Raw genomic sequence first — 14,749 nt, forward strand, 5'->3', positions numbered from 1 at the left:
TCCTGGCGCTGCTCGGCGCGGGCACGGCGCAGGCGGCGGGCTACCGCTACTGGTCGTTCTGGGAGGGCTCCGGGAGCGGCTGGTCGTACGCCACCCAGGGGCCGTCGCTCGTCCGGCCCGAGGACGGCTCGGTGCAGGGGTTCCGCTTCTCGGTGAGCGCGGACTCCCAGGACGCCTCCAAGCCGCGCAACGCCCCCGACTTCGCGAAGATCTGCGCGGACACCCCGGCGAAGGACGGCAGCAAGCGCGTCGCCGTCGTCATCGACCCGGGCACCGCGGCCGACGCGCCGGACGGCGAGACGCCGCCCCCGCCGCGCACCGCCTGCGCACGGGTGGCGAAGGACGCGAGCAGCGCGGAGGCCCTGGCCGCGGTCGCCAAGCCGCTGCGCTACGACGCGAGCGCGATGCTCTGCGCGATCTCCGGCTACCCGGCCACCGGCTGCGGCGAGCAGGTCTCCGGCGCCGCGACCGGCGGCACGGACGGCGGCGCTTCCCACGACGGCACGGCCGGCGGCAGCAAGGCACCCGCCTCGGCCGCCGCGTCCGACGCCGCCTCCACCGGCGGCCACGGCGACGACGGCGGCCCGTCCGCGGGCGTCCTCGTCGGGATCGGCGCGGTGCTGCTCCTCGGCATCGCCGCAGTCGCGCAGGCCCGCCGCCGCCGCGGATGACCGGCTCGACGGCCGGCCGCACGAAGAGCACCGCGGACCGGCTCCCCGCCTGGCGCGCCCCCGCCGCGACCCGCTCCAACGCGGTGCCGGCCGGGGCGTGGTGGCTGTGGGCGCTGGGCCTGGCCACCGCCGCGTCCCGGACCACCAACCCGCTGCTGCTCGGCCTGCTGGTCGGCGTCGCGGGTTACGTGGTGGCGGCGCGCCGCACGGACGCGCCGTGGGCCCGGTCGTACGGCATGTTCATCCGGATCGGGCTCTTCGTGATCGCGGTGCGGCTGCTGTTCTCCGTCTTCCTCGGCTCGCCGATCCCCGGCACGCACACCGTGTTCACGCTGCCCGAGGTGCCGCTGCCCGACTGGGCGAAGGGCGTCCGGATCGGCGGCCGGGTCACCGCCGAGCAGCTGCTGTTCGCGCTGTACGACGGGGCGAAGCTGGCGGCCCTGCTGATCTGTGTCGGCGCGGCGAACTCCCTCGCCAACCCGGCCCGGCTGCTGAAGTCGCTGCCCGGCGCGCTGTACGAGGCCGGGGTCGCCGTCGTCGTGGCGATGACGTTCGCGCCGAACATGGTCGCCGACGTGCTGCGGCTGCGCACCGCCCGCCGGCTGCGCGGACGCCCGACCGGCGGGGTGCGGGCCGTCCTCCAGATCGGTCTGCCAGTCCTGGAGGGCGCCCTCGAACGGTCGGTCGCCGTCGCCGCCTCCATGGACGCGCGCGGTTACGGGCGCACCGCCCGGGTCCCGGCCGCCGTCCGGCACACCACGAACGTCCTGACGCTCGGCGGGCTGCTCGGGGTGTGCGCCGGTACGTACGGGCTGCTCGCCGCGGAGGGCGCCGGTTACGGCCTCCCGCTGCTGGCCGCCGGTCTCCTCGCCGCGGCGGCGGGGCTGCGGCTCGGCGGGGCGCGTTCGGTGCGGACCCGCTACCGGCCCGACCGCTGGGACGTACGGGCGTGGCTGATCGCCGGGTCCGGCGCGGCCGTCGCCGTGGCCATGATCCGGGCCGGGAACGCCGACCCGGCGGCGCTGCACCCCGGGGTCGTGCCGCTGACCGCTCCCGTGCTGCCGCTGTGGCCGGCCGCCGCCGTGCTGCTCGGGCTGCTTCCGGCGGTGGTCGCCCCCGTCCCGCCCTCCCCCACAGGCTTCCAGGAGAAGGTGTGATCCGGTTCGACGCTGTTTCGGTGCGGTACGAGGGGGCGGAGCGCCCCACGCTCTCGGGGGTCGACCTGACCGTCCCGGAGGGTGAGCTGGTGCTGCTCGTCGGCCCCTCGGGGGTCGGCAAGTCGACGCTGCTCGGTGCCGTCTCGGGGCTCGTGCCGCACTTCACGGGCGGGCTGCTGACCGGGCGGGTCACCGTGGGCGGGCGGGACACCCGGACGCACAAGCCCCGGGAGCTGGCCGACCTGGTCGGCACCGTGGGCCAGGACCCGCTGGCGCACTTCGTCACCGACACGGTCGAGGACGAGCTCGCCTACGGCATGGAGTCGCTGGGCCTGGCCCCGGCCGTGATGCGGCGGCGGGTCGAGGAGACCCTCGACCTGCTGGGCCTGGCCGGGCTGCGCGACCGCCCGATCGCCACCCTGTCCGGGGGCCAGCAGCAGCGGGTCGCGATCGGCTCGGTCCTCACCCCGCACCCCCGGGTCCTGGTGCTGGACGAGCCGACGTCCGCGCTGGACCCGGCCGCGGCCGAGGAGGTCCTCGCGGTCCTCCAGCGGCTCGTCCACGACCTGGGCACCACGGTCCTGATGGCGGAACACCGGCTGGAGCGCGTGGTGCAGTACGCGGACCGGGTCGTCCTGCTCCCCTCGCCGGGCGCCGCCCCGGTCATGGGCACGCCCGCCGAGGTGATGGCGGTCTCCCCGGTGCACCCCCCGGTCGTCGCGCTCGGCCGCCTCGCCGGCTGGGAGCCGCTGCCCCTCACGGTCCGCGACGCGCGACGGAGGGCCGGCGGCCTGCGGGACCGGCTGGCGAACGTGGCGCCGGATGCGGGAACGCAGGCCGAGGCCGCCCCGCACCCGGCACCGGACGCGCCCCGGCCGTCCGCGCCCGCCGGGCCCGCCCGCCCCGCCGTCCCCCGCCGGGGCACCCTCGCCCGCCTCATCGGCCGCGCCCCGCGGACCGTCCCCGCCCCGGAACCCGTCACCGGTGCCCCCGCCGCTCGTGCAGAACGGCTCGGGGTGCGGCGCGGCCGGGTCGAGGCGCTGCGCCGGGTGTCGCTCACCGTCGGGGCGGGCGAGACCGTGGCCCTGATGGGGCGCAACGGCGCGGGCAAGTCCACGCTGCTCGGCGCCCTCGTCGGCATGGTCGAGCCCTCCTCCGGCACCGTCCTGACCGGGGGCCTGCCCCCGCACCGGACGCCGCCGCGCGAGATGGTGCGCCGCGTCGGCCTCGTACCGCAGGAGCCGCGCGACCTGCTGTACGCGGACACGGTCGCCGCCGAGTGCGCGGCGGCGGACGCGGACGCCGGGGCGGAGCCGGGCAGCTGCCGGGCCCTGGTGTCGGAGCTGCTGCCGGACGTCGGGGACGACACGCACCCCCGCGACCTGTCCGAGGGGCAGCGCCTGGCCCTGGCCCTCGCCGTGGTGCTCACCGCCCGGCCGCCGCTGCTGCTCCTGGACGAGCCGACCCGGGGGCTGGACTACGCGGCGAAGGCCCGGCTGGTCGGGGTGCTGCGCGCGCTGGCCGCCGAGGGCCACGCCATCGTGCTCGCCACCCATGACGTGGAGCTGGCCGCCGAGCTGGCGCACCGGGTGGTGATCCTCGCCGACGGGGAGGTCGTCGCGGACGGCCCGACCGCCGAGGTGGTGGTGTCCTCGCCCGCGTTCGCCCCGCAGACCGCCAAGGTCCTGGCCCCGCAGGAATGGCTCACCGTCTCCCAGGTCCGCGCGGCCCTGGGGGGTGGCGCGTGAACGGCGTGCGGCCGCGCGGCCGCCCGGTCCGGCTGGGCCCCCGGGCGGTCGTCGCGCTGGTGCTGATCAGCGCGATCGGGATCGCCGCCTTCGGGTGGCCGCTGCTCGCGGACCGGGACTCCGGGCTCGCGCACGCGCAGGACGCGCCGTGGCTGTTCGCCGCGCTGCTGCCGCTGCTGGTCGGGGTGGTGGTCGCGATGATCGCGGACGCCGGGCTCGACGCGAAGGCGGTCGCGATGCTGGGGGTGCTGGCCGCGGTCGGGGCGGCGCTGCGTCCGCTGGGGGCGGGCACGGCGGGGCTGGAGCCGATGTTCTTCCTGATGGTGCTGAGCGGGCGGGTGCTGGGGCCGGGCTTCGGCTTCGTGCTGGGGTCCGTGACGATGTTCGCGTCCGCGCTGCTGACCGGTGGGGTGGGGCCGTGGATGCCGTTCCAGATGCTCTCGATGAGCTGGTTCACGATGGGCGCGGGGCTGCTGCCCGGCCCGGACCGGCTGCGCGGGCGCGGCGAGCTGCTGATGCTCGCGGCCTACGGCGCCGTCGCCTCGCTGGCGTACGGGACGATCATGAATCTGTACGGGTGGACGATCGTGCCGGGCCTCGCCTCGGGCATCTCGTTCCGGGCCGGTGATCCGCTGGGCGACAACCTGGTCCGCTTCCTCGCGTACTGCGCGACGACCTCGCTCGGCTGGGACCTGGGCCGGGCGGTGCTCACGATCGTGCTGACGCTGGCGGTCGGGGCGCCGCTGCTGAAGGCGCTGCGGCGGGCGACTCGGCGCGCTTCCTTCGAGGCCCAGGTCACATTCGGCGCCCCTGGCGAGTGAGGGCACCCACAGGACCTTGGTCCTGTACGAAGCGGCATAGGAGCCGGGCACGGGGCCTCCCGGGCTCCGAAGCACCCCGCACGACCTGCCACGGAGCGTTTTGGGGCGGTTCGGGACCTTGGGCCCCGGGTGCGAGGCGGGGTCGTAACAGGGGTCGTTGCCACGGCCGAACGGGCTCGCTAAGACTGGATCCCGTCGCCGAGCACCGCAGGCTCCTCACCGGGATCGCGGTCAACGAGCGCCGGTCCACGCAGGATTCGGACCGAGCCGCGACTCCCCCGTCCCCCACCGTTAGGTTTCCTGTGACGTTCGCCCGTAACCTCATCGCCAAGCCCCGTACCACCCGTCGCAAGGCCGCCATCGCAGGCGCCTCCGTGCTGCTGGGCGCCACCGGCATCGGCCTGGGTGTCTCCCCGGCCATGGCGGCCCCGTCCGCCGCACCGACCTCCGCCGGGAGCGCTCAGGACACGGCGAAGCAGATGATCGGCGACGACGCGCAGTTCCAGTGCTTCAGCAACATCGTCAGCCACGAGAGCGGCTGGAACCCGAGCGCGACCAATGCCTCCTCCGGCGCCTACGGCCTGGTCCAGGCGCTGCCCGGTTCGAAGATGGCGTCCGCCGGCTCGGACTGGAAGACCAACCCCGGCACGCAGATCAAGTGGGGTCTGGACTACATGAACTCCCGCTACGGCAGCCCCTGTGGCGCCTGGTCCTTCTGGCAGGCCCACAACTGGTACTGAGCCGGCCCGGCTCGATCCGGTGACCCCCGAAGCCCCGACCGCACCGCGGCCGGGGCTTCGGCCTGTCCGGGGCCGGCCACGGTCCCGAACACGCGTACGGGGATCATGGCGGCCATGCACGCCCTGCTCTCCGCCTTCGCCCCCATCTGGGTCCTGACCGGCATCGGTTACGCGGTCGGGCGCGGCGGGCTGCTCGGGGAGCAGGCGGAGGCCGTGCTCGGCCGGTTCGTCTTCCATGTGGCCATGCCCGCCGCCCTGTTCACGATGGTGTCGGGGGCGAGCCCGGACGTGTTCGGCCATCCGTCGCTGGTGGCCTTCGCGGCGAGCACGGCCGTCGCGGCGGGGGCCGGGTTCGTCCTCGTCCGGCGGGTCTTCGGCCGGGGGCGGGCGGACGCGGCGATCGGCGCGATGTCCTCGGGCCATGTGAACTCCGCGAACCTGGGCATCCCGGTGGCGGTCCAGGTGCTGGGCGACGCCTCGTTCGTCGCCCAGGTCATCCTCTTCCAGGTGCTGGTGCTCTCGCCGGTGATCCTGACGCTGCTGGACTCCGGCACGAGCGGGGCGGACGGGCGGCGCCCCGGCGGCCGGGTGCGGCGGCTGCTCACGATGCCGCTGCGCAACCCGATCATCCTGGCCTCGCTGCTCGGTGTGGCCGTCTCCGCGACGGGGCTGCGGCTGCCGGCCGCCGTGGCGCACCCGTGCGACGTGCTGGGCGCGGCGGCGGTGCCGACGGCCCTGATCACCCTGGGCCTGTCGCTGCACCGGGGCCCGGGGGGCGGGGGCCGGGCGCGCCGGGAGCGGGCGGAGACCGCGGTCGTCGTCGCCGTGAAGACCCTGGGCCAGCCGCTGGCCGCCCTGCTCGTCGCGGGCCCGCTGCTGCGCCTCCCGGACCACCAGCTGCTCGCGGTCGTGCTGTGCGCGGCGCTGCCCACCGCGCAGAACTCCTTCATCTACGCCCGCGAGTACGGCCTGGCCACGGGGCCCGCCCGCGACGCGATCGTGGCCTCCACGCTGGTGTCGATGGTCACGCTCTCGGTGGCGGCGTGGGCGCTGGGGCCTAGGCCGTCCGGGTGGCGAGGGGCGGCCGCCGGGCGGATGCTGAAGGGGCGACGATCCACACGGCGAAGGGTTGCGGGGACGTTTTCACGTCTCCCGCACCCCTTCGCCCGCGCGCGGCTACCGGCTGCCCGCCAGCGCCCCGTCGTCCGGCGCACGGACCGCCTCGCCCTCCGCCGCCCGTGGCGCCACCCGCAGCCGGCGCGGCCCCGCCAGCACGTAAGCGAGGAGGAACCCGAGCGCGACGACGGCCGCCCCGCCCACCGCGTCCAGCACCCAGTGGTTGGCGGTCGCGACGATCGCGGAGACCGTGAACAGCGGATGCAGCACCCCGAGCGCCTTCATCCACACCTTGGGGGCGAGCAGCACGATGATCACCCCGCACCACAGGGACCAGCCGAAGTGCAGCGAGGGCATGGCCGCGTACTGGTTGGTCACCGCCGTCAGCGCCCCGTAGTCGGGCTTGCCGAAGTCCTGCACCCCGTGGACCGTGTCGATGAAGCCGAGCCCGGGCATCAGCCTCGGCGGGGCCAGCGGGTAGAGCCAGAAGCCGACGAGCGCGAGGAGCGTGGCGAAGCCGAGGGTGGACCGGGCCCAGCGGTAGTCGGCGGGGCGGCGCACGTACAGCACGGCGAGGATCGCCAGCGGGACGAGGAAGTGGAACGTCGAGTAGTAGGAGTCGAAGAAGTCCCGCAGCCCGCCGACGCCCGCGACCGCGTGGTTGATCCGGTGCTCGATGTCGATGTGCAGCCACTGTTCGAGCGCGTGGATCTGGTGCCCGTGCCGCTCGGCGGTGTCCCGCCCGGCGGTGGCGGCCAGCCTGACGTGCCCGTAGGCGGAGTAGACGACGCGGATCAGGAGGAGTTCCAGGAGCAGGTTGGGCCGGCTGAGCACCCGCCGCCGGACGGGCAGCAGCGGCACCCGGCTCCAGCGGGCCGGGACGGGCTGCGCGTACGCGGTGGGCACGGGCGTGCGCCAGTACGGGGAGGTGCGCGGCAGGAACGGCGTCACGCAGGCGGCCCCGAGGGCGGCGATCAGCAGCACGTTGTCGCGCACCGGGAACACCGCCCCGATGTTCGGCAGCAGCATCGTGCCCGGCAGCGTCGTCACCAGGACGACGACGGCGGGCCACACCAGGCGGTCGGACGCGCTGCGGCCCGCCCGGCCGGCCACGGCGAGCAGCACCCAGAGCAGCTGGTGCTGCCAGGCGGTCGGGGACACGGCGACGGCGACGCAGCCGGTGACGGCCACCGCGAGCAGGAGCTGCCCGTCGCGCGCGTACCGCACGGCGCGGCGCAGGCCGATGACGCCGACGGTGGCGGCCAGCGCCAGGAACAGCGCGATCTCCGGCGGCCCGGCGAGGCCCAAGCGCAGCAGCGCGCCGTGCAGGGACTGGTTGGCGAGGCTGTCCGCCTGGTCGCCGAGGCCCGCCCCGGCGACGTGGTGCACCCAGTACGTCCACGAGTCGTGCGGCATCGCGGCCCACGCCAGCGCCGTGCAGGCGGCGAACGAGGCGGCCACGGTGAGCGCGGAACGGCGCCTTCCGGTGAGCCACAGCAGGAGGGCGAAGAGCAGCACGGTCGGCTGGAGGGCGGCGGCGACGCCGATGAGCGCCCCGGCCCCGCGCTCGCCCCGGACGACGAAGAGGCCGACGAGGACCAGGAGGACGGGCAGGATGCTGACCTGGCCGAGGTGGAAGGCGTTGCGCACCGGCAGCGAGAGCATCAGCAGGCTGATCGCGACGGGCGCGGCGAGCAGCGCGGTGCGCCGGCCGACCGGCCCCGGCAGGGCGCGGGCGGCGACGAGGCCGAGGGCGGCGACGAGCAACAGCGAGCCGGAGGTCCAGGCGACCCCGAGGCTCTGTTCGGCGGTGCGGGTCAGCGGCTTGAGGACGAGCCCGGAGAACGGGGTGCCGGTGAACCGGTCGGTGTCGTACAGCGAACCGGTCACGTGGAGCACCCCGTTGTCACCGATCCAGGTCTCCAGATCGATGAGCCGTTCGCCCGGCGGCTGCCGCAGCACCACCGCCATCTGCCGGACGGCCAGTGCGGCCACGACCAGCCAGAGCACCGCCCGTACCGTTCCGGTCCCCGCTCCCGCCGTCGCGCCTGTGCTGCCACCGTGCTCCGCGTTCGCCACGCTGCGCCGACCCTCCAAGGTCCGATGCCGGCCGATTGTCCGGCATGTGTGAAACCTTCGCATTGTGCTCTTGGGTAGACCCGATCAACCCCTTTTATGCCTGACTGTCACCCGGCTTCGGCCGAAAGTTCCCCCGTCCGGGTGTGCGGCGGGCCCGGAACCGGCCGGGGCCCGGGCACGTCTGAGCCCGTGATCAGTAACGACGGGGAGGACGGAAGATGCGGCGCGCGGGGAGAAACGGAAGGACGGGGGGCTGGCTGGTCCGGGGGCTCTCCCTGCTCCTGATGCTGGTGTCGCTTCAGGTGGGGTCGTTGATCGCACCCGCGTACGCGTGCGGCTGCGGGGCGATGGTGGTGAACCGGAACAGCCAGGTGGCGGTCGACCGGGAGACGTCGGCGGTCGGCTGGGACGGCCGTACCGAGCAGATCGTCATGCAGCTGAGCGTCCGGGGGAACGCGCCGGACGCGGCCTGGATCATGCCGGTGCCGCACCGCGCCACGGTCGAGCTGGGGGACGCGGCGCTGTTCTCCGAGCTCAGTGCGATCACCGCCCCGGTCACCGAGGAACGGCACTACTTCTGGCCCCGCGGCAAGGACTGGCCGTTCAGCGGTTCGGGGAACTCCGCGGGGGACAGCGCCGCCGCCCCCAAGCCCGGCGCCCCGGTCGACGTGGTCGGCCGGGAACGGCTCGGCCCGTTCGACGTGGCGCGGCTTGCGGCGACCGACCCGGAGGCGCTGGAGAGCTGGCTGAAGGAGAACGGCTTCGAGCTGCCGGACCGCCTCGCCACGGCCCTGAACCCGTACGTCGAGCAGAGGTGGGAGTACGTGGCGGTGCGGCTCGCGCCGGAGAACCGGGGCACGCTGAGCGGGACGCTCGAACCGCTGCGGCTGCGGTTCGCCAGCGACCGGCTGGTCTATCCGATGCGCCTGTCCAAGCTGGCCGCCACCCCGCAGTCGCTCGGTCTGTACGTCCTGGCCGACCACCGCATGGAACCGCGCGACGCGATCGGCGGGCGGCCCCCGAAGGTCTCGTACGCGGGCCGCGTCGACCCCGCGGAGGAGCCGTACGAGGCGCTGGCGGCGGTCACCGGGGACAAGCCGGTCTTCGTGACGGCCATCGACCAGTACTTCCCGTCGCCGGAGCGGATCGACGGCGACCACGAGCTGCGGGCGACCGCCGAGGACACCCCGTACCGGACCGTCCGCTACCGGGACGCGCTGCTGACCTGGGGCGGCATGCCGGCCTGGCTGCTGACGCTGCTCGGCGGCGCGGTGCTGCTGGTGGCCCTGCCCCTGTTCCTGGTCGTACGCGCCCGGCGGCGGCGCCCGGTACTGCCCCCGCCGCCGGTCTTCACGCCGCCGCCGCTGAGCTAGGGCTCCGAGGGGGTCTCCGCCTGCCAGCCGGCGAAGAGCGGGACCTCCTCGCCCGGGTCCAGGACGGCGATGCCGAAGGGCCGGTCGAAGGCGAGGTGCAGGCAGCGCGGGGGCGGGCCCGCCTCCGCGCCGGCCGGTGCGGGCAGCGCCGTCACGGCGGCCGCCGACAGGCCCTCCTCGGTCACCGTCAGCACGGCCTCCTGCACCGCCTCGGAGAGCATGAGCGGGGTGGCCGAGAGCCCGGAGAAGTCGGCGGCGGGGGTCGTCGCGAGGCGTATCCCGAGCGCCGACAGGTGGTCGGTGGCCCGGATGTGCGTACGCAGGGAGAAACGCGGGACCGTGACGGTCAGGATGTCCACGTTCAGCGCGGTCCGCGCCTCCTTCGGCGCCCAGGCCGCCGGAAGCACCTCGGCCGCCCCGTCGCCCGGCCGCCCCAGCACGAGGCGCACCTTGACCGGCGGCGGCCCTCCCCGCTGACGGGAGCAGCGCAGGTCCAGGACGAACGCGCCGCCGGTCATCCAGACGTCCATCGCCGGGGGCTTCCCGGCCATCGTGGGCACCTCCCGGGTGACGCCCGCCGCGTCGGTGAACGGCCGGTCCCGGGTCACCTCCCGGTTGAAGGGGAACACCCAGTCGGTCCGGACCGCGAGCGCGTTGACGAGCACCAGCAGCGTCTGGGCGTTCACGGCCACCGGCAGCCGCTCGATGAGCCCGCCGGTCGTCTTCCTGACCCAGGCGTCGGCCTTGTCCGGGTCCATGGGCCCGAAGCCGATGTCCGGCAGCGCCTTCCGGAGCCCGCGCCGCACCGGGGTCCGGGTCCACACCCGGGTCGCCACGCCCAGCCCGTCGGTGGCGGCCAGCGCCCGGGCGGTGGCCGTCGCCGCCCCGGCCGCCTCGTCCCCGGCCACCCCGAGCACCGCCCGCAGCTCCCCGGCGGTCTCCCCGCGCGCCCCGGCCGCGAGTGCGGTCAGGGCCAGCCACAGCCCGGCGGGCGAGCAGACGAAGTCACCGCCCGGCCCGGCCAGCTCCCGGATCCACCGCTCACCGAGCCGCCGGACCACCTGGGCCCCGTTCACCTGCGTCACCGCTCCGCCCCCTCGAAATCGCTTGGCTCATACACCTGTGCGGTAGCAAGAATGGCCCAATGACCTGGACCGTCGCACCCGAACCCTTCGACTCCCCGGCCGCGGCCCTGCTCCGGCGGGACTACTACGCCGAGGTGGCCGGACGCTACTGGGGGCGCCCGGCGACGGCCGAGGAGATCGAGGACGGCCTCACCGACGACGGCGCCGCGCTGCTGACCGCGCCGACCGGTGACTTCGTCGTCGGCCGCTTCGACGGCCGGGCGGCCGCCTGCGCGGGCCTGGTCCTCGTGGCCGCGGACACGGCGGAGCTGACCCGGGTCTACGTCCGCCCGGAGTTCCGGGGCACGGGCGGCGGCGGGCTGCTGCTCGCGGCGCTGGAGGAGCGGGCCCGGGCGCTGGGGGCGGCCCTGCTCCGGCTGGACACCCGGAACGATCTGGTGGAGGCGCGCGGCCTGTACGCCAAGCACGGCTTCCGGGAGGTCCCGGCGTTCAACCGGGGGCCGTACGCGGAGCGCTGGTTCGCCAAGGACGTCGCCCCGGAGGCTTAGGGCCTTTCGTCACGGCCGCAGGTCAGTCCCGCTGCGGGTGCCCCGCCGCGTGGTCGCGCTTCGGCTCGGGGCTGTGCGGGCGCTCCTTGCTCGACCCGCTGGTCTCCCGCGTCAGCTCGGAGACCAGCGCGACCAGGTCCGTCGGCCGGTCCGGCCCCCACCAGTCGCCCAGCAGCTCGGCGAGGGAGTCCTCACGGGCCTGGGCGAGCTTCACCACCGCCTCGGCTCCGGGCTCGGTGAGCACCATCTGCACCCCGACCCGCCGGACGAGCCCGCGCCCCTCCAGCTGGCGGGCGGCGTCGTTGATCACCCGCAGCGGCACGGGCGCCACCTCGGCGAGCCGGGCGGGCTCCACCGTGCCGTGGCGCTTGATCCGCAGCAGTATCCAGCTGGCGGCGGGCAGCAGGTCGAGGCCCGCCTTCTCGGTGATCCTGACGTAGACCTCACGGCGGCCCTCCCGGGTGGCCAGCACGGACAGGGCCCGCGCGCACTCGTCGTACGAGGAGCGCTCGACCGGGTTGGACGCCAGGGTCTCGCTGGGGTCCGGCGCCGTCACCGAGCCGCGCAGCTTGTCCTCCTTGAGCAGCCAGGCGAAGAGGAAGGCGACCAGGACGACCGGTGCCGCGTACAGGAAGACGTCCGTGATCGACGTCGAGTACGCCTGGAGCACCGGCCCCCGCAGCGCGTCCGGCAGCTGTCCGATGGCCCGCGGGTCGGCGGCCAGGCTGTCCGCGTCGACCCCGGGCGGCAGCGGCCGTCCGTCGAGCGCGTCGCCGAGTTTGTCGGTGAGCCGGTTGGTGAAGATGGTGCCGAAGATCGCCACGCCGAACGAGGCCCCGATGGACCGGAAGAACGTCGCCCCCGAGGTCGCCACGCCGAGGTCCCGGTACGAGACGGCGTTCTGCACGACCAGCACGAGGACCTGCATCACCAGACCGAGACCCGCGCCGAACACGAAGAAGTACGCGCTCATCTCCCAGGTCCCGCTGGACACCGTCAGCCGGTGCAGGAGCAGCAGCCCGATCGCGGTGATGCCGGTACCGGCGATCGGGAACACCTTCCAGCGGCCCGTACGGCTGACGATCTGGCCGGACACCGTCGAGGTGATGAGCAGCCCGAACACCATGGGCAGCATGTGGACACCCGACATCGTCGGCGTGATGCCGTGCACGACCTGGAGGAAGGTCGGCAGATAGGTCATCGCGCCGAACATCGCGAAGCCGACGACGAAGCTGATCACCGCGACGAGGCTGAAGGTCCTGATCCGGAACAGCTTCAGCGGCAGCACCGGCTCGGCGGCGCGCCGCTCCACGAACACGAACGCGATCAGGAGCACCGCGGCCAGCACCGCGAGGCCGATGATCTTCCACGAGCCCCAGGGCCAGGTGGTGCCGCCGAGCGAGGCGACGAGGACGAGGCAGGTGGCGACCGAGGCGATGAGGAAGGTGCCCAGGTAGTCGATGGTGTGCTTCGTCCGGCGGACCGGGATGTGCAGCACGGCGGCGATCACCAGGAGGGCGACGACGCCGATCGGGAGGTTGATGTAGAAGACCCAGCGCCAGCTGAGGTGCTGCGTGAAGAAGCCGCCGAGCAGCGGCCCGAGGACGCTCGTCGCACCGAACACGGCACCGAAGAGCCCTTGGTACTTGCCGCGCTCGCGGGGCGGGACGATGTCACCGACGATCGCCATCGACAGCACCATCAGACCGCCGCCGCCGAGCCCCTGAAGGGCGCGGAAGCCGATCAGCTGGGGCATGTTCTGGGCGAGACCGCAGAGCGCGGAGCCGATCAGGAAGATGACGATCGCGGTCTGGAACAGCTTCTTGCGCCCGTACTGGTCGCCCAGCTTCCCCCAGAGAGGAGTCGCCGCGGTCGAGGCCAGCAGATAGGCGGTGACCACCCACGACAGGTGTTCGAGCCCGCCGAGGTCGCTGACGATCGTGGGCAGCGCGGTGGAGACGATGGTCTGGTCGAGTGCCGCGAGCAGCATGCCGAGAAGCAGTGCGCCGATCGCCACCAGGACCGACCGCGTGGAGTGTTCTGCGCCCGGCGCGCCGGGGGCCGGGGGGCTCTGCTGCTGGGCCATGAAACGTCTCCTCGGGTCCGCTACACCCCCATCCTGTCCGTTCTGAACCGTTATGGCCTGCCGGGGGCCCATCCGATTGGGCTTCTCGGCGGCGGGCTGCATAATCGCAGGCAGTTCAAGGGGAGGGGACCCACGATGGCCGGACATATATGCCCGGAGTGCGGTACGGAGAGCAGACCGGGCGCCGGTCCGGGCTGCGCCTGCGCGGGCCGGAACACCGGTGCGCCCGGCTACGCCACCGACTCGGAGCGGGCCGCCGAACAGCAGCGCGTCGCCGACGAGCACCACGCCGAGCGGTCCGCGGAGATGGCCGCGGCGGAGGACTTCGACCCGCTGCGCATCCGCCCGTACGTGACGCTGGGCGAGGGCACCGCGACGGCCCCGACGGCGCCCCCGCCGGGCGCCCCGCAGACGTACGGCCCCGAGGGCGACGCGGCGACCACGATGCCGCTGTTCCTGGACCCGGCGGGCCCCCCTCCGGCGGACGCCGGTGATCCGGCCGACACCGCCCTCCTGCTCACCGGCCGCGATCCGGTGGCCCCGCGCCGCCGCAAGCCGTTCGCCGCGGTGATCGCGGGGGCGGCCGTGGTCGCCGTGGTCGGCACGGCGGCCTTCGTCGGAGGGCTGTTCAACGGGGACGACGACGGGAAGGCCGACCTCGACCAGGCCCTGCCCTCCACGGTGACCAGCCTCCCCGAGGAGAGCGGCGAGCCGGAGCCGTCCGCCTCGCCCTCCGCCTCCTCGTCGCCCAGCCGTTCCGCCTCCCCCACCTCGTCCGCGTCGGCCTCCGCGTCGTCGTCCGCCTCCTCGTCCCCCTCCGCCTCCCGCTCGGCCACCGCGTCCTCCTCGGCGCCGGGCGCGGGCACCCCGGCGTCCCCCTCGGCCAGCGCGAGCAGCAGCGCCCCGGCCGAGGGCGTGGCCCCTTCGCCGGACGAGGCGGAGACCCTGAGGCGGGGCGACCAGGGCGCGGAGGTCGCGGAGCTCCAGAACCGGCTGCGGGAGGTCTGGGTGTACAACGGCCCGGTCGACTCGGAGTACGGAAACCGCACGGAGCGGGCCGTGAGCGACCTGCAGACCTGGTGGAACATCGAGGGCGACCCGGACGGCGTCTACGGACCGAACACCCGGAGCGCCCTGGAGGCGAGGACGACGGGGCGCGGACGCCACTGACGGGCCCGCCTCCCGGAGGGGATTCGCATTCGCGACCGGGTTTTTGTATCGTGGAGAAACAAAGTGGCCCCTGCGCGCACACCCTGACCGGCGGGCGGGGGCCGCTTGATCCCCCGCGCCGCTCACCTCCGCGGCGAACGCTTCCCCCGCCCTGG

Annotated in this window: 12 protein-coding genes and 1 pseudogene; 9 read left to right on the forward strand and 4 right to left on the reverse strand. The window is 74.7% G+C overall.

The features are described from left to right. Positions 1-2 precede the first annotated feature (2 nt). From AB0L33_RS10595 to AB0L33_RS10620, 6 genes and pseudogenes are all read left to right on the forward strand, one after another. A complete protein-coding gene (locus tag AB0L33_RS10595; RefSeq protein WP_365680124.1) occupies positions 3-671 on the forward strand; it encodes an SCO2322 family protein in 669 nt (222 codons plus the stop codon). Next, positions 668-1,828, forward strand: a complete 1,161-nt coding sequence (locus AB0L33_RS10600) for an energy-coupling factor transporter transmembrane protein EcfT (RefSeq protein WP_365679735.1) — start codon at positions 668-670, stop codon at positions 1,826-1,828. The genes AB0L33_RS10595 and AB0L33_RS10600 overlap by 4 nt, the downstream gene beginning before the upstream one ends. Next, complete coding sequence (locus AB0L33_RS10605) at positions 1,825-3,576, forward strand: ATP-binding cassette domain-containing protein (RefSeq protein WP_365679737.1); 1,752 nt, start codon at positions 1,825-1,827, stop codon at positions 3,574-3,576. Before AB0L33_RS10600 ends, AB0L33_RS10605 begins: the two co-directional genes overlap by 4 nt. Beyond that, positions 3,573-4,397: an ECF transporter S component gene (locus AB0L33_RS10610; protein WP_365679739.1), complete on the forward strand. Its 825-nt coding sequence runs from the start codon at positions 3,573-3,575 to the stop codon at positions 4,395-4,397. Before AB0L33_RS10605 ends, AB0L33_RS10610 begins: the two co-directional genes overlap by 4 nt. 302 nt (positions 4,398-4,699) lie before the next feature. After that, positions 4,700-5,137, forward strand: a complete 438-nt coding sequence (locus AB0L33_RS10615) for a transglycosylase SLT domain-containing protein (RefSeq protein ID WP_365679741.1) — start codon at positions 4,700-4,702, stop codon at positions 5,135-5,137. A gap of 114 nt (positions 5,138-5,251) precedes the next feature. Continuing rightward, positions 5,252-6,115 (forward strand): annotated as a pseudogene (locus tag AB0L33_RS10620) (AEC family transporter); the annotation flags it as partial. On the opposite strand, the gene AB0L33_RS10625 reads toward AB0L33_RS10620, so the two are convergent. Beyond that, positions 6,088-6,255, reverse strand: coding sequence for a hypothetical protein (locus AB0L33_RS10625; RefSeq protein ID WP_365679743.1), 168 nt, complete (start codon positions 6,253-6,255; stop codon positions 6,088-6,090). The pseudogene AB0L33_RS10620 and the gene AB0L33_RS10625 sit on opposite strands and share 28 nt — an antisense overlap. Positions 6,256-6,313: 58 nt before the next feature. Continuing rightward, entirely contained in the window at positions 6,314-8,263 is a 1,950-nt protein-coding gene (locus tag AB0L33_RS10630; protein ID WP_365679745.1) for a bifunctional glycosyltransferase 87/phosphatase PAP2 family protein, read from the reverse strand. A gap of 353 nt (positions 8,264-8,616) precedes the next feature. On the opposite strand from AB0L33_RS10630, the gene AB0L33_RS10635 reads away from it, so the two are divergent. Beyond that, positions 8,617-9,705 (forward strand): DUF2330 domain-containing protein, encoded by a 1,089-nt coding sequence (locus AB0L33_RS10635; protein ID WP_365679747.1) that lies wholly within the window; start codon positions 8,617-8,619, stop codon positions 9,703-9,705. On the opposite strand, the gene AB0L33_RS10640 is transcribed toward AB0L33_RS10635, so the two are convergent. Beyond that, positions 9,702-10,790 carry a serpin family protein gene (locus tag AB0L33_RS10640; RefSeq protein WP_365679749.1) on the reverse strand — a complete coding sequence of 363 codons (1,089 nt, stop codon included), beginning with the start codon at positions 10,788-10,790 and terminating at the stop codon, positions 9,702-9,704. The two genes, AB0L33_RS10635 and AB0L33_RS10640, sit on opposite strands and share 4 nt — an antisense overlap. A gap of 59 nt (positions 10,791-10,849) precedes the next feature. Here AB0L33_RS10640 and AB0L33_RS10645 point away from each other — a divergent pair, with 59 nt between their 5' ends. Then, a complete protein-coding gene (locus tag AB0L33_RS10645) occupies positions 10,850-11,338 on the forward strand; it encodes a GNAT family N-acetyltransferase (protein WP_365679752.1) in 489 nt (162 codons plus the stop codon). A 22-nt stretch (positions 11,339-11,360) separates the two neighbouring features. Here the strand turns inward: AB0L33_RS10645 and AB0L33_RS10650 are convergent, their stop codons facing one another. Next, a complete protein-coding gene (locus AB0L33_RS10650) occupies positions 11,361-13,571 on the reverse strand; it encodes an MFS transporter (protein WP_365679755.1) in 2,211 nt (736 codons plus the stop codon). Between AB0L33_RS10650 and AB0L33_RS10655 the strand changes: the two genes are divergently transcribed. Continuing rightward, complete coding sequence (locus AB0L33_RS10655; protein WP_365679757.1) at positions 13,560-14,594, forward strand: peptidoglycan-binding domain-containing protein; 1,035 nt, start codon at positions 13,560-13,562, stop codon at positions 14,592-14,594. The two genes, AB0L33_RS10650 and AB0L33_RS10655, sit on opposite strands and share 12 nt — an antisense overlap. The last annotated feature ends 155 nt before the right edge of the window (positions 14,595-14,749 follow it).

It is taken from the genome of Streptomyces sp. NPDC052299 (genome assembly GCF_040679335.1).
Lineage (GTDB): Bacteria > Actinomycetota > Actinomycetes > Streptomycetales > Streptomycetaceae > Streptomyces.

Excerpts from the sequence above, each read along its gene's own strand:
- AB0L33_RS10645 (WP_365679752.1), top strand. The coding sequence starts at position 10,850 with ATGACCTGGACCGTCGCACCCGAACCCTTCGACTCCCCGGCCGCGGCC.
- AB0L33_RS10650 (WP_365679755.1), bottom strand. The coding sequence starts at position 13,571 with ATGTCCGGCCATCGTGGGTCCCCTCCCCTTGAACTGCCTGCGATTATG.
- AB0L33_RS10635 (WP_365679747.1), top strand. The coding sequence starts at position 8,617 with ATGCTGGTGTCGCTTCAGGTGGGGTCGTTGATCGCACCCGCGTACGCG.
- AB0L33_RS10600 (WP_365679735.1), top strand. The coding sequence starts at position 668 with ATGACCGGCTCGACGGCCGGCCGCACGAAGAGCACCGCGGACCGGCTC.
- AB0L33_RS10655 (WP_365679757.1), top strand. The coding sequence starts at position 13,560 with ATGGCCGGACATATATGCCCGGAGTGCGGTACGGAGAGCAGACCGGGC.